This is a genomic window from Mesorhizobium tamadayense (genome assembly GCF_003863365.1).
Classification (GTDB): domain Bacteria; phylum Pseudomonadota; class Alphaproteobacteria; order Rhizobiales; family Rhizobiaceae; genus Mesorhizobium; species Mesorhizobium tamadayense.
Genome location: NZ_RQXT01000094.1, coordinates 1 through 13,439 on the forward strand (window position 1 = coordinate 1; position 13,439 = coordinate 13,439).

Annotated in this window: 14 protein-coding genes and 1 pseudogene; 8 read left to right on the forward strand and 7 right to left on the reverse strand. The window is 60.3% G+C overall.

The window, feature by feature from the left end; translation table 11 throughout:
* Positions 1-77: 77 nt before the first annotated feature.
* The 3 genes from folD to EH240_RS35620 form a co-directional block, all read right to left on the reverse strand.
* Positions 78-977, reverse strand: coding sequence for a bifunctional methylenetetrahydrofolate dehydrogenase/methenyltetrahydrofolate cyclohydrolase FolD (folD, locus tag EH240_RS35610; protein WP_125007030.1), 900 nt, complete (start codon positions 975-977; stop codon positions 78-80).
* 189 nt (positions 978-1,166) lie between these two features.
* Positions 1,167-1,508: a BRA0787 family protein gene (locus EH240_RS35615; RefSeq protein WP_125007031.1), complete on the reverse strand. Its 342-nt coding sequence runs from the start codon at positions 1,506-1,508 to the stop codon at positions 1,167-1,169.
* Between the two features lie 306 nt (positions 1,509-1,814).
* Positions 1,815-3,524 (reverse strand): trimethylamine N-oxide permease, encoded by a 1,710-nt coding sequence (locus EH240_RS35620; protein WP_125007032.1) that lies wholly within the window; start codon positions 3,522-3,524, stop codon positions 1,815-1,817.
* 342 nt (positions 3,525-3,866) lie between these two features.
* On the opposite strand from EH240_RS35620, the gene EH240_RS35625 reads away from it, so the two are divergent.
* From EH240_RS35625 to EH240_RS35635, 3 genes are all read left to right on the forward strand, one after another.
* Entirely contained in the window at positions 3,867-6,626 is a 2,760-nt protein-coding gene (locus EH240_RS35625; RefSeq protein WP_245436682.1) for a phosphoenolpyruvate carboxylase, read from the forward strand.
* A gap of 29 nt (positions 6,627-6,655) precedes the next feature.
* Positions 6,656-7,960, forward strand: coding sequence for a serine hydroxymethyltransferase (glyA, locus tag EH240_RS35630; RefSeq protein ID WP_125007033.1), 1,305 nt, complete (start codon positions 6,656-6,658; stop codon positions 7,958-7,960).
* Positions 7,961-8,046: 86 nt separating this feature from the next.
* The gene (locus tag EH240_RS35635; RefSeq protein ID WP_125007042.1) at positions 8,047-8,703 is read left to right on the forward strand and encodes a response regulator transcription factor; all 657 of its coding nucleotides are present in this window, start codon (positions 8,047-8,049) and stop codon (positions 8,701-8,703) included.
* Between the two features lie 122 nt (positions 8,704-8,825).
* Here EH240_RS35635 and EH240_RS35640 read toward each other — a convergent pair whose 3' ends face one another.
* On the reverse strand, positions 8,826-9,746 hold the full coding sequence (locus EH240_RS35640) for a bifunctional 5,10-methylenetetrahydrofolate dehydrogenase/5,10-methenyltetrahydrofolate cyclohydrolase (RefSeq protein ID WP_125007034.1): 921 nt from the start codon (positions 9,744-9,746) through the stop codon (positions 8,826-8,828).
* A gap of 117 nt (positions 9,747-9,863) precedes the next feature.
* Between EH240_RS35640 and EH240_RS35645 the strand changes: the two genes are divergently transcribed.
* Together EH240_RS35645 and EH240_RS35650 are read left to right on the forward strand one after the other, a co-directional pair.
* On the forward strand, positions 9,864-10,115 hold the full coding sequence (locus tag EH240_RS35645) for a hypothetical protein (protein WP_125007035.1): 252 nt from the start codon (positions 9,864-9,866) through the stop codon (positions 10,113-10,115).
* Positions 10,116-10,120: 5 nt separating this feature from the next.
* The gene (locus EH240_RS35650; protein ID WP_125007036.1) at positions 10,121-10,543 is read left to right on the forward strand and encodes a group II truncated hemoglobin; all 423 of its coding nucleotides are present in this window, start codon (positions 10,121-10,123) and stop codon (positions 10,541-10,543) included.
* Positions 10,544-10,603: 60 nt separating this feature from the next.
* Here EH240_RS35650 and EH240_RS35655 read toward each other — a convergent pair whose 3' ends face one another.
* From EH240_RS35655 to EH240_RS35665, 3 genes are read right to left on the reverse strand one after another with little or no spacing between them, the layout of a single operon-like run.
* Positions 10,604-10,873, reverse strand: a complete 270-nt coding sequence (locus EH240_RS35655) for a bifunctional hydroxymethylpyrimidine kinase/phosphomethylpyrimidine kinase (RefSeq protein ID WP_167484307.1) — start codon at positions 10,871-10,873, stop codon at positions 10,604-10,606.
* Positions 10,806-11,030, reverse strand: a complete 225-nt coding sequence (locus EH240_RS35660; RefSeq protein WP_125007038.1) for a helix-turn-helix domain-containing protein — start codon at positions 11,028-11,030, stop codon at positions 10,806-10,808. Before EH240_RS35660 ends, EH240_RS35655 begins: the two co-directional genes overlap by 68 nt.
* 18 nt (positions 11,031-11,048) lie before the next feature.
* Positions 11,049-11,336, reverse strand: coding sequence for a hypothetical protein (locus tag EH240_RS35665; protein ID WP_245436683.1), 288 nt, complete (start codon positions 11,334-11,336; stop codon positions 11,049-11,051).
* Positions 11,337-12,003: 667 nt separating this feature from the next.
* On the opposite strand from EH240_RS35665, the pseudogene EH240_RS35670 reads away from it, so the two are divergent.
* The 3 genes and pseudogenes from EH240_RS35670 to EH240_RS35680 all read left to right on the forward strand — a co-directional run.
* Positions 12,004-12,202, forward strand: a pseudogene (locus EH240_RS35670) (nucleotidyltransferase); the annotation flags it as partial.
* 162 nt (positions 12,203-12,364) lie between these two features.
* On the forward strand, positions 12,365-12,706 hold the full coding sequence (locus EH240_RS35675) for a type II toxin-antitoxin system PrlF family antitoxin (protein ID WP_125007039.1): 342 nt from the start codon (positions 12,365-12,367) through the stop codon (positions 12,704-12,706).
* Positions 12,703-13,206, forward strand: coding sequence for a type II toxin-antitoxin system YhaV family toxin (locus EH240_RS35680; RefSeq protein ID WP_125007040.1), 504 nt, complete (start codon positions 12,703-12,705; stop codon positions 13,204-13,206). The genes EH240_RS35675 and EH240_RS35680 overlap by 4 nt, the downstream gene beginning before the upstream one ends.
* Positions 13,207-13,439 lie beyond the last annotated feature (233 nt).

Genomic DNA, 13,439 nt, shown 5'->3' on the forward strand with positions numbered 1-13,439 from the left:
TATTTCAATATCGGTCTTGAATTCGGCCATGGGTATTTGCCTCGCAGATCGGGTTGTCGGAAATGCATGCTGTGATTCTAGAACTGTGGCCTCGGCAGGTTGCTGGCGAGGTAGGCTGAGGTCAGCGTGTTGGCCATCAACAGAGCGATAGTCATTGGGCCGACGCCGCCGGGTACGGGTGTTATCGCGCCGGCGCGGTCCGCCGCCTCGAGATAGGCGACGTCGCCGACCAGTCGGTTCTTGCCGTTACCCCTCTCCGGCGCCGCAATACGGTTGATGCCCACATCGATCACAGTGGTGCCCGGTTTCACCCACTCACCCCTGATCATTTCCGGCCGGCCCACCGCTGCCACGAGGATGTCGGCACCACGACAAAGCTCTGGCAGATTCTTGGTCCGGCTATGGGCAACGGTGACGGTGGCGTTTGCGGCAAGCAGAAGGTTGGCCATCGGCTTGCCAACGATGTTGGAGCGCCCGACGACGACTGCATTGAGACCGGAAAGATCCTTGCCGCGCACGCGCTCGATCAACAGCATCGAGCCGGCCGGTGTGCAGGGAACGAAAGCCGTCTCGAGCTCACCGGTGCCAAGCTTGCCGACATTCACAAAGTGGAAGCCGTCGACGTCCTTTTCCGGCGCAATCGCCTGGATGACCTTGCCCGCATCGATGTGGTCTGGAAGCGGCAACTGCACCAGAATGCCATGGATCGTCCGGTCATGGTTCAAGACCTCGATCAGATCGATCAGATAGGCTTCGCTGGTATCCGCGGGCAACGTATGCTGCAGCGAATTGAAGCCGCATTCCTTCGCTGTACGCGACTTCGCGGCCACGTAGACCTGGCTTGCCGGATCCTCCCCGACGATGATGACCGCAAGACCAGGCGTTACACTCTTGGAAGCAGCCAGGTCGCTGCTCGCGCTTGTGACCTTTGCGATCACGTCGGCGGCAACCGCCTTGCCGTCGATCACTTCAGCCATTGCCTCTCTCCGCTCCTGGAAATGAATGCCAGAGGTACGTCATGGCGACGCCGTGCCATCCAAACTCGAAAATGAAGTCGCAAAAAGCTTGCAGCCATTTTGGCAGCAAGTCAACTATAAGGAAAAAAAATTTCATGAGAAGAAAATAAGAATCCGCCCCTCTCCACCTCGAAGTCGGCTGCGGGGCGGCTACGCCAGACCTTCCTGCCACTCGACTGGCGGTACTATGTTCTGGCAGTAGCGCTGAACCAGCCCGACCCAGTCACCATACGTATGGGTTCTGCCCGTGGGCGCTGGGGCATCGAACCTGCGTGCCAGGTCGGCCAGAACGTAGGACGTGCGCATCGGCACGAGATCGGTGCAATCGAGCATCGCCGCGACAACCTCAGTTACGGGAAAGCTCCGACCTTCCACCGAAACGCGATGCCGATGGATAGCATCAGGGCATGTTTCGATCGCCTCCAGAGCTTCATGAAAGGCCTGCTGGAGCGTTATGGGCGAATGTCCATCATGCAGGGCGGGCAGTTTCATCGGCATCATCTCCAATCCTTGGCGGCAACGTTCGCGAAGATGCGCAGGGTCTGGGACAATTGCCATCGGACCTCTCCGCTTTGCACTCCATATTTCCTCTAAGGAAATAAAGTTGCACATAATGCAACTATAGTCGTGTTGGGGCGCTCGTCAATATGGGGATCGCCCAATTGGAAATGCCGTTCATCGAGGCAAAAAAGAAGCCACCGCCTGCGCGGACAGGGCGGTGGCTGAACAACCGCGATTCAGGATAGACGCGGTCCGGGAGGCAGTTTTATCAGTTCAGCATAGGCTGAATCTATCTGCTCAAAGTACAAAGAACCAGTTGGCGATGAGCACCACTATCACACCCGCCATGAGCGTCGCGTACGGCAAGATTCCAGCTTTCCTGATCGCGAGATCGGCGGAATTCATGCCGAGATCGTCCAGCATGTGGTCCGGGAACTTGCCACCGTCCTGGATGTAGTGCCGGAAGCAGAACACCGGGATAATCAACGCCGCGGTAATCAGGCCGGCCCACAATGCCATTGGGTTCCATACCTTGGCCCCAGCACCCATGAACATAGCGTTGACAAAGGCGAAGATCGCCCCGGTCGCAAGCAGCCAGGTCGGCGCCTTCCAGGGCCGATCGATATGGCCGTTATCGATGCGGTGGATCCAGCCGGAGTTGAGGTTGAGGAAATTGAAGATGATGTAGCCGCAGTTCGACACGGCGAGGATGAAGAAGAAGCTCGTCGCGTCGGCCGAGGCGATGGCCAGCACGATCAGGTTGAAGCAAAGGTCGGTCCACATCGCACGCGTCGGCGCGCCGTGCTCGTTGACGTGGCTGAGATAGCGCGGCAGCCAGCCATCGACCGAGCCCTGGTAGAGGGTGCGCGAGGACCCGGCCATCGCCGTCATGATGCAGAGCACCAGCGCCAGGATCATCAGCATCACCAGCAGGGCGTGGATCAGCTTGCCGCCGCCAACCATGCCAGCCAGCGCGTCCGCGACGCCAGAGCCATCGACGATCGGCGTCGCCAGCATGCCATTCAAGCCCAGCACGCCTTGGAAGGTGAAGGGCACCAGGATGAACAACAGCATGCACAGCAGGCCGGAATAGAAGATGGCCTTGAAGGTGTCGGTGCCGGGGGTCTTGAACTCGGACGTGTAGCAGACTGCGGTCTCGAAGCCGTAGGTCGACCAGGCCGCGATGAACATGCCGCCGAGCGCCAGCGTCCATCCCGCGATGTTCCAGGTGCCGGGTTCGGGCGCGTAGGCGGCCGCAAGCGGCACCAGCGGCGAGAAGTTGTCATAGTTGATCTGTCCGGTGAAGAACGGCACGACACCGACGATCAACATCGGGATGATGACCAAAAGGCCAATGTATTTCTGCACACTGGCGGTGCCCAGAATGCCGCGATGCTGGATCGCGAAGATAATCAGCATCAGGATCGAGCCGATGAAGAAGGTGGCGTTGAGCGAGAAACTGACAGGCCCGAGCACGTGACTATAGAGCGTCCAGTTGCGGATGGCAGGCGTTGCGGCGGCCGTCACCGCCGTTATGGCGTCGGCGGCACTCGTGCCCGCATGGGCCCCGATATAGGCCAAAACCTCCGGAGAGTTCTCGGCGAAGATCGGTACCGGCGCCAGCGAATTGAGGATGTACGCGGCAGCGATGGAGCAGCCGAGCGACAGCACCGGCGACCAGGCGAACCAGTTGCACCAGACCGACAACGGCGCGATCAACTTCGAATAACGCAGCCATGCGGTCGCGCCATAGACCGACGCGCCGCCGGACTTGTTCGGAAACAGACCGGCGATTTCAGCATAGGTGAACGACTGTATGAAACCCATGATCATCGACAGGGTCCAGATCAGGAAGGCAAGCTTGCCTGTCGTTCCCGCAATGCCGCCGATCGAAAACAGAACGAGGGCGGGGACGCCGCTAGCCACCCAGAAGGCGCCTCGCCAGTCAATGGTTCTATGCAGTTGCCCCGCGGTTCCTTCCGCGTAGGTATCCGTTAAAGCGCTCATGGCTTTGAATCCCATTGTTTGAGTTTGAGTGTCCCAGCGATCCGGCTTCTCCTTGCCGGCGCGCCTGTTTCCTGTCAGGCTTGTTTTTTTCCTTATAATAAAAGTCTGTCCGCAATCGGCACTTCCGTCAAGCTGTTTTGTGCGCTTGCCCCCAAGCGACGCGAAGGCCTGCGGGGCCCGTTGCTCCCAATACCCGTAAGGCCAATCATTCCACCACCCGAACGAATGGGGATTCTACCCGTCCGGGCGTTTTCAAACCCGAAGGAAACGGTGTCTGCTGGCATCTCCGAGTATCTACTGGTATGAAAAAAAAATTCATGATAGGAATTTTGGAGTTCAGTCATGCTTGTTGAGGACATCGGACGGATGTTAAGCAGTGACAGCCTAGCCCAAGCACGCGCCGCCGTGCTGGAGGAGGACCGCCCTGTCAGTTTCCGCGAGGACGTGCGCAGTCTGCTGCTGCGGCTGCTTGTATCGGTGGTGAAGGAGCGCGAGCCCGAAGTTGCGGCGCTTATGACCGGACAAGGCAGCATGGGCGCGCTGGAGGAACGCTATCGCATTCCTGCGCTGCAGGCGACCGGCATCTGGTTCCAGCTGCTGACGATTTCAAACGAGTTGCTGGCAATACGCTCTCGCCGCGAGCTCGAGCAGGCTGGAAGCGCCGACGATGTCGTCGGCTCGTTTGCCAACGTGGCCGCCGAGGCTGCTGCTCGCGGCTATTCGGCCGAAATGGTGCAAGAGGTGATGGACGGGCTGTGCGTCGGCCCGACCTTGACCGCGCATCCGACCGAAGCCAAGCGCGTCACCGTGCTGGAGATACACCGTCGTATCTATCGCAAGTTGACCGAGATCGAGCAACAGCGCTGGGCGCCACGTGAGCGCGACCTGCTCGTTGATGATCTGCGTGGCGAAATCGAGCTGTTGTGGGCGACCGGCGAGCTCAGGATCGAGCGCCCATCGGTCGAGCGCGAGATCGCCTGGGGCCTGCATTTCTTCCGCGAGGTCATCTTCGAGGCTACCCCGATACTCTACGAAACAGTCGAGGTGGCTCTACGACGCCATTTCCCGAATTACGAGCTGAAGGTCCCGTCGTTCATGCGTTACGCCTCCTGGATCGGCGGCGATCGCGACGGCAATCCCAACGTCATCGCGCGGACGACAGCCTTTGCGCTATCGGAAAACCGCAAGGCCGCTGTCAACTGGCACATCCGTCAGCTTCGCCGAATGGTCACGGTGCTGAGCGTCAGCGCCAACCTCGTAGACATTCCGGATACCTTCCAACAAGCCCTTGAGCGTGCCCTGGTGGCCAGTGGCGCCGGAACGCAGATCCCGGTGCGAAACCCCAACGAGCCATTCCGCCAGTTCGCAGCCGCTCTGCTCGCGCGCCTCGAGGGGATTGTCGGCAAAGGGGAGGGGGTACCCTACCCGAACGCGGAGTCTTTCATCGCCGACCTTCGCTGCCTGGAGAAGGCGCTCGATCAGGTTGGCGCCCGCACAGCTGCTCGCCGCCTGGTTCGACCCGTCTTGCGACAAGCCGAGAGCTTCGGCTTCCGCACCGTTGCGCTTGATATCCGCCAGAATTCTACCGTGGTGAACCGTGTACTGGCCGAACTCCTTGCCGCCACCAAACCCGGCGCGCAAACACTGCAGCCTGACACGGCGAAATGGTCGCAACGCATCCGCGAGATCCTGCGTAGCGGCGACCGGCCAAAAATCGACCTCGAACGGGTGTCAGATGAAGCTCGCGAACTGGTCGAACTTATGACCGTGGTCCGCGATGCGGCGGCTGAGCGAAGTGGCGCCATTGGTGCATTCATTCTGAGCATGACCCGCTCGGCGGATGATATTCTTTCTGTCTATGCGCTCGCGCAATTTTGCGGATTGGCGACGGCTGCCGATGGCAGCGGCACCATCAATCTCCAGGTGGTTCCGCTGTTCGAAACGATCGCCGATCTGCGCGCTGCGCCGGCCATCCTCGATCAACTCATCGATGTCTCGATCGTTCGCCGCTCCATCCGCGAGTTCGGTAACCGCCAGGAAATCATGCTGGGCTATTCCGATTCCAACAAGGATGGCGGCTTCCTGGCGGCCAACTGGGAACTGAACAAGGCGCAAAAACGTCTGGCTGCTCTTGGCGCCAAAAGAGGCATCGGCATCCGTTTCTTCCATGGACGTGGCGGCTCCGTCAGCCGCGGCGGAGCGCCGACGGGCCGGGCCATCGCAGCGCAACCGGCCGGCACCGTCGCCGGCGCGATGCGCGTGACCGAACAGGGTGAGGTTGTGTCCTCCAAATTCGCGAATCGCGGCACCGGCCTGCATCAGCTGGAGATTCTCGCCGCCAGTGTGTTTGCGCATAGCCTGAAGTCTTCCAACGAAGCGGAACTGCGGGACAACCCGGAATTCGATGAAGCGCTCGAGGCGCTTACCGGTATGTCGCAGGCGGCCTATGCCGGGCTTATCGGCGAGCCCGGCTTCATTGACTATTTCAATCAGGCGAGCCCGGTCGAAGAGCTGGCACTTTTGAAGATTGGCTCTCGTCCCGCCCGCCGTTTCGGCGCGCGCGACATTGCTGACCTGCGGGCGATTCCCTGGGTGTTCGCCTGGAGCCAGAACCGCCATCTGCTGACCGGTTGGTATGGCATCGGAAGTGCCATCAATGCGTTCGTGACCGTCCGCGGAGAGTCCGGTCGCGACCTGCTGCGCCAGCTGTTTGAGCGCTCGCGCTTTTTTCGCCTTGTCATCGATGAGGTCGACAAGACGCTTTACCAGGCGGATATGGATATTGGTCGCCAATATGCCGGACTCGTCAGCGACCGCGAGGTCGGTGAGCGCATCTACCGCAAGATTGCCGCCGAGTACGCCCTGACCAGCCGAATGATCGGCGACATCGCCGGCGGCACGGATTTCTCGCTGCGCTTTCCAGCGTTCAAGCGCAATTTCGACCGTATCAGGCCAGAAATGGACAGCATTCATGCCTTGCAGGTCACACTTCTCCAGGAGGTGCGCGAGCGCGCCAAGGCCTCGTCGGGCTCGCAGCGTGCCGTCAACGCGCTGCTCTTGTCGATCAATTGCATTTCAGCCGGACTTGGCTGGACTGGATAGCGCCGAGCGCGGCGCAGTGGGAGGACGACATGAACATTCCAACACGGCCAGGGATCGGTGAGTTGGGTCAATTCTTTCGTGCAGGCGTGGCTCAAAGCGATGCGGCTGTTAGCGACGCAATGCGGCGCGAATTGCGCCGGCAGCGCGACGAGATCGAATTGATCGCGTCGGAAAACATCGTCTCCAAGGCGGTGCTCGAGGCGCAGGGTTCCGTGCTCACCAACAAGTATGCCGAGGGCTATCCGGGCCGTCGCTATTATGGCGGGTGCCAGTACGTCGATGAAGTCGAGGATTTGGCGCGGGAGCGAGCGAAAAGCCTGTTCGATTGCCGCCACGTCAATGTCCAGCCGCATTCAGGCAGCCAGGCAAACCAGTCAGTGTTCATGGCGCTGATGCAGCCCGGCGATACATTCATGGGGTTGAACCTGGCTGCTGGCGGACATCTCACCCACGGCTCGCCGGTCAACCAGTCGGGCAAGTGGTTCAACGTCGTCTCGTACGGCGTGCGGCAGCAAGACCAGCGCATCGATCTCGACGAGGTCCGCGACTTGGCGCGCAAGCACCGGCCGAAGGTAATTCTTGCGGGCGGTTCAGCCTATCCACGCATCATCGACTTCGCGGCGTTTCGCGCCATTTGCGACGAGGTCGATGCAAAATTGTTCGTCGATATGGCGCATTTTGCCGGCCTCGTCGCCGGCGGCGTGCATCCCAGTCCGTTGCCGCATGCGCATGTTGTAACAACCACGACGCACAAGACGCTGCGTGGTCCGCGCGGGGGCATGGTGCTGTCCAATGAGGAGGACATCGGCAAGAAGATCAGTTCTTCGGTATTCCCGGGCCTGCAGGGCGGTCCGCTGATGCATGTCATTGCCGCCAAGGCAGTCGCGTTCGGCGAGGCGTCGACGTCGCAGTTCCGCATCTACGCGGCCAATGTCGTCGCCAACGCGAAGGAGCTGGCCGATACATTGGTGTCGGGTGGTGTCGACATCGTGTCGGGGGGTACCGATACTCATCTCATGCTTGTCGACCTTAGGCGGAAGAGTTTAACCGGCAAGGCCGTCGAGGCCGCGCTTGGCCGCGCCCATATCACCTGTAACAAGAACGGCATTCCGTTCGATCCACAGGGACCGGCAGTCACCTCGGGTATTCGCCTTGGCTCGCCAGCCTGCACCACGCGCGGCTTCCTCGCCGACGAGTTCCGCCTGGTGGGGCAACTGACAATGAGGGTGATCGACGGCCTGTCGGCGAATGGTGAAGAAGGCAACGGTGAGGTCGAGGCGAGCGTGCGCGAGGAGGTCGCTGCGCTGCTTCGCCGGTTCCCGATCTACGATTGAAGAACGCCGTGTCAGGACAGTTGGCAAGTGAGATTGATGAGGCGTCGCACGGGGAACGTTCGGGTTCAGAACTGAACGCCGGCCCCGTGTCCGCCAACGGCACGTTCAAGGTGCTTGTTGGCGAGCGCAACCCGCTGGTCGTAGCCGCCCTCGGCGGCATGATTCACCGCGATAGCCGGTTCGAGATGGTCGGCAGCGTTCAGACCGGCGAAGCGTTCTTGGATTCGGTAGCCCAGGGCCAGCCGGTTTTCGACATCGCGGTGCTGGGCTGGAAGCTCTCTGACATGGACGGCGGCATGGTGCTGTCGGAGTTGCAGCGGCGAAAGCTTTCAGCGCGCGTCATCATTTTCTCCAACGACCATGACGTGGCTATCCTGAAACAATGCGTGCACCTTGGCGTACAAGGATTCTGCTATCAGTTTGAGGATCCCTGCATTCTTTTCGAAACGCTGGTGGCGGTCGCGCACGGCCGTATCTGTGTCCCTTATGTCGATGTTTCAAGGATCAACGAATCGCCGCTTTTAAAGCTCACACCGCGCGAGCGGGAGCTTCTCGCAGTTCTCGCTGACGGGTGGACCAACCTTCAGATCGCCACTCGTACCGGTATCTCGGAAAACACGGTGAAGTACCACCTGAAGAACCTGTACGACAAGCTCGGTGTCCGCAACCGCGCAATGGCGGTCGGCCTGTTTACAAGCGAGAGAAACCGCGGCTCCCAACGAAGCTCCCAGGCGGCTTGGTGAGTGGCTCACAAACCATGTGACTCGGCGAGTGCGCGGCAGAGAAGCCGACCTCGTCGCGGATTCTATCAATCTCGATCCGCCTTACACCGCAATCAATATTGATAGTCCGCTCGCTCAGTCCTTTACTCCGCGGCGAGTTTGTCCGCCACGCCATAAGTCGCGCGATAGAGCGCGCGCTGGCGGTTGAGCGCCACCATCGTGTTGCGCAAGAGGATCGCCACGGTGAGCGGGCCGACGCCGCCCGGCACCGGCGTGATCCAGGAGGCGACTTCCTTGACGCTCTCGGTGTCGACGTCGCCGACGATGCGGCTTTCGCCGTCGGGTCCGATTTCCGAATTGATGCCGATGTCGATGACGCAGGCGCCAGGCTTCACCATGTCGGCCTTGATCAGTCGCGGCTTGCCGACGGCGACGAACAGCGCATCGGCGCGCCGCGCGTGTGCCGCCACCGAACGCGTCATGTGATGGCACACCGTCACCGTCGCGCCCTCGCTCATCAGCAGGAAGGCGATCGGCTTGCCGACGATCTCGGAATGGCCCACGACCACCACCTCGAGCCCCTTGAGCTCGAGGCCGGTTTCCTTGAGCAACTCGACGGAGGCCGCCGCCGTGCAGGGCGCCAGATCGAGCTGGTTGTAGACGATGTTGCCGATCGAGGCCGGATGCATGCCTTCGACATCCTTCAGCGGGTGCACGGCCGCCTGCAGTGTCTTGATCGGGACATGCGCCGGCACCGGCCGCTGGATGATGATGCCGGTGACGCGCGGGTCGGCGTTGAGGCCGTGGATCGCGGCTTCCAATTCGCCGGCGGTGATGTCGGCGGCAAAGCGCCGTTCCTCGAAGCCGATGCCGGCAAGCCCCGCCTTGGCGCGCTGGTTGCGCACATAGACGTCGACTGCGTCGGTATCGCCGACAGTGATCGACACCAGCTTCGGCGGAAAGCCTTCGGCCGTGGCGATGGCTGCGTCTTCGCGCACGGCAGCGATGATGCGCTGGGCGACCGGACCACCCTTGAGATAGCGGCTGTCGTCGGACCGGGACATGGCTGGACCTTCTGCCTTGGAATACGGGTGGATGCATCTTGCATCGACCATTCCCGCACGATATTCTTCCCATTAAAGATATTTTCCGCATGTGCAACTACGTCGATGGAGGTGCCGATGCTGAACACGATCCATCCTTCGGGACGCTGTGGTCCGCCCCAGCCGCACTCGGCGCGCAAACTGGACACGAGACGGGAGGGCGCGTCGATCGTCGGCAAGAACATCGCGCTGGCAGGTATCGACGTCGCCCATGCCGGGTTCGGCACTCAGGTCGAGATCGGCAAGCTCAACGGCCACCGGAAGCGACTTCTGGCGAAGATCTTGTCGCTGTCGCACCATGATCCCAAGAAAACTCGTTCACAGTCCTGACGGATATGGAACCGCTCTCAAAGGATAGCCTTCTCTCGCAGATCGGTGGCGAAACGGTTCTGCGCGGCCTGGTCAACTCCTTCTACGACCTGATCGAGACAGATCCACGTGGGAAGTCGTTATTGCGATTGCATTTTCGCGGACATGGCGTCGACCACGCCCGCGAGGAACAGTTCAACTTTCTGTGCGGCTTCCTCGGCGGGCGTCGTCACTATCTGGAAAAGCACGGGCACATGGACGTGCGCCTCATGCACGTGCATGTGCCGATCTCGGCAGCCGACGCCGAGGACTGGGTCGCGCTCATGGATCAAGCGATCGCCGGCATGCAGCTTTCAGGCCCTCCCGTCGACAAGATGCGCGTCGCATTCCGACGTGTCGCATTAACGCTGGTCAATGATCTTGGGGAATGGGGGGTGCGAAAAGCGTAGCCAACGATCCGATCTTTGGGCCGCCCGATCTCATCAGCGACTTTGTCGCCATTATTCCGGTCAATCCGCCGCCGTCGTTCCGTGTCTTCGTCGCTCTGATCGCGTTGATCGGACGAGGGCGTCAAAAACGAATTGCTTGGCACCGCGCACGCTCTTTTCCAGTGAGATCCCAAGGGCAAGAGAGGCGGTGATCGCGCTGGATAGCATGCAACCGGTTCCGCGCATCGATATGGCAAGGCGCGGTGTGTCGAAGTGGATGGTTTCATGATCGGAGCGTAACAGAATATCGGTCGATCGGGGTCCCGATGCATGCCCACCCTTGACCAGCAGGGCCTGAGGCCCGGCGGATGAAGGTGTTGGGCGAGACGGTCTTGAGCACCTTTCTGAGGCGGCTGATCTGGACGTCGATGGTGCGAGCGTCGACATGGATATTGTCGGGCCAGGCCGCGCCGACTAGTTCGTCGCGGCTGCAAGGAAGCGACCGCAATAGCCGCGACTTGGATCCCTATTCGTCGCTGTCCTCGTCTTTTTCATCGTCGGATTGGCTGTTCCGAGTTGCATCGTCCGTTTGCTCTTCAACGTACGCTTGGCAGCCTTCGTTGAAGGATTGGCCGTCACCATCGCAATCCCGCTCGTCAGTGATGTCGTTCCTTGCCGCCCAATCGTAGCCGGCCTCGTGGCCAGAGCAATCATCCATGCAATTGTAACCGTGGAACGTCTCTTGTGCATTTGCCGGGACGGAGAAGGAACCGACCAAAGCAAGGGCGCCGGCTACGACAAAAATTCTGATCATCAAAGTCACTCCTATCGAAGCCCCGGCGGTAGTTTGGGACCTTGGCGAAGATGAGGCTGGCCGATGACGCGGCCTGTTTCATAGACTGCTGCTCTCTTGGCCAGGGCGAGCGAAAAAATGCCCAGCGCGGGCTCGCCTTTGTCGTCGTGGACTCCTCCCATGAAGAACCTGGCCCACAGTGCATCCCTTGATTCGGAGGACAAGGATGCCCCATCAAGCCTGGGATCAAACATCTCTAGGATTGTGAAGGTCCATGTGGAACATCCGCAGGGGTATAACGTTTAGCGCCTGACAATATAGCATAAGCAGTTGAATTTATTTAATAAAAAGGCGGTGGCTTAGGTTCTTGGAAGCTTCTCGAACTTTCTGTCTTGCGCTTCCGCCCGCTACTAGATCTAGCTCGACTGCATCACCGTCACCCAGGCCCGTTGCCAAGGCGATCTCTCTGCGCCTCATCTCCGAACGACCATACGTACACTCACCAATGGGTCGGCAATTTATGCTATTGCAACGGGCAAGATTGCGCGACACAACCCAAGCAGGCATGGTCGCTATTCGATGAGTGGGGCACCCCATCCATTGGCCGCCTTCCCTTTACCGCGCAGCGATAGCAGAAGCGTTACAGCCGTCGCCTTACTTTCGATCCGGATTGCAACACCCACCGATGATGAAGACCAGCATTGATCATCTGCCGGAGAAAAAACAGCGGGAGCTTGGCCGGATCATCGAGCTCCTCCATGGAGTTTGACGATGCCATTGCGGACGGTACGACCGAATTCAAGAAGAAGGGCCGGATCCTCAAGATAATCCTGTTCGGCTCTTACGCGCGTGGCGATTGGGTCGACGAGCCGCACACGATGGCTGGCGAAGCGCTCCTCCAGCACCGCGCAGCAGAGTCATAGGCCCGCCGCTTACGGTCGACCGGTTTCACGGACCCCCTCTGTCCCCGTGCCTCACAATCTTCTGCTACTTGACTTACAATGCAAATGCATTACATCGAGACGTGGCTGAGACTGAAGGAGCCGACCATGGCGAAGACCGGCGAAATCCTTGAAATCCCCGCAACCATCACGGAGCGCGGCCAGACAACCGTGCCCGCCGCCATCCGCAAGATGCTGGCTCTCGGCAAGCGTGACCAGGTTGTGTTTCGTGGCCTCGCCAACGGCACGGTCGTGATTGCCAAGAAGCAATCCCTCTCGGACGAAGGCGATCCGGTCATCGGTAAATTCCTGGAGTTCCTGGCCCGTGACATGGCGGACCAGCCGGCGCGGATTCGGCCGGTACCGAAGTCGCTGCTCAAGCGCGGCAAGGCGCTGACCAAGGGCATCGAGGTCGATCTCTCCGCCGCCCTGCCGGATGACGAGGCGTGAGTGACGACATCCTCGAGATCAACGGCTGGACGATCTATGCGCATCCGCTGTTCCTCGATCAGCTCGAAGCACTGATTGAAGCCGTCGAAAAGGCGCGCAAGAAGCATCCCAGGGAATACAAAAAGAAGCGCGCGGCCAAGCTCCTCGCGGCGGTGCTGAAGGTCGCCTTCGAGGATATTCCCGGCGATCCGACCCGCGAGGCCTATCGCCAAGGCGCCACGCTCGGCGATGAATACAAGCACTGGTTCCGGGCGAAATTCTTGCAGCAATTCCGGCTTTTTTTTCGCTATCAGCAATTGCAGAGCGTCAAGATCATCGTCCTCGCTTGGGTCAACGACGAGTCCACATTGCGCGCCTATGACAGCGCCAACGACGCTTACGCCGTGTTCCGGAAAATGCTGAAACGCGGCAACCCTCCCGACAGCTGGACGGAACTGCTGGCCGCCGCCTCCGCCCCGTCGGCTAAGCGCCGGCTCGCCCGATCGACGCGCGATGGCTAACCCATGGAGATCGCGGGCGTTGATCTCCGCAACCGACTCTGCGCGTGGGCGATTTCGAGTCATGGTGGGTCGGCGGAGGAACTCGCGAAGATGACAACCCAGATACTTTTGACAGACGCTGCCGGCGCCGATTAGGGAACGGTCGCTGAGAAGCGCGGGATGTGCCCGAGCATCAGGCAATCACGGTCATGCGCAGTTCTTTTGCAACCTGCGCACCTCATTAGACTGTTTCG

Coding starts and splice junctions, on each gene's coding strand:
- folD (WP_125007030.1), bottom strand. CDS start 977: ATGGCTGAAGTGATCGACGGCAAGGCGGTTGCCGCCGACGTGATCGCA.
- EH240_RS35675 (WP_125007039.1), top strand. CDS start 12,365: ATGGCGAAGACCGGCGAAATCCTTGAAATCCCCGCAACCATCACGGAG.
- EH240_RS35645 (WP_125007035.1), top strand. CDS start 9,864: ATGCTGAACACGATCCATCCTTCGGGACGCTGTGGTCCGCCCCAGCCG.
- EH240_RS35620 (WP_125007032.1), bottom strand. CDS start 3,524: ATGAGCGCTTTAACGGATACCTACGCGGAAGGAACCGCGGGGCAACTG.
- EH240_RS35665 (WP_245436683.1), bottom strand. CDS start 11,336: ATGATCAGAATTTTTGTCGTAGCCGGCGCCCTTGCTTTGGTCGGTTCC.
- EH240_RS35650 (WP_125007036.1), top strand. CDS start 10,121: ATGGAACCGCTCTCAAAGGATAGCCTTCTCTCGCAGATCGGTGGCGAA.
- EH240_RS35615 (WP_125007031.1), bottom strand. CDS start 1,508: ATGAAACTGCCCGCCCTGCATGATGGACATTCGCCCATAACGCTCCAG.
- EH240_RS35640 (WP_125007034.1), bottom strand. CDS start 9,746: ATGTCCCGGTCCGACGACAGCCGCTATCTCAAGGGTGGTCCGGTCGCC.
- glyA (WP_125007033.1), top strand. CDS start 6,656: ATGAACATTCCAACACGGCCAGGGATCGGTGAGTTGGGTCAATTCTTT.
- EH240_RS35625 (WP_245436682.1), top strand. CDS start 3,867: ATGCTTGTTGAGGACATCGGACGGATGTTAAGCAGTGACAGCCTAGCC.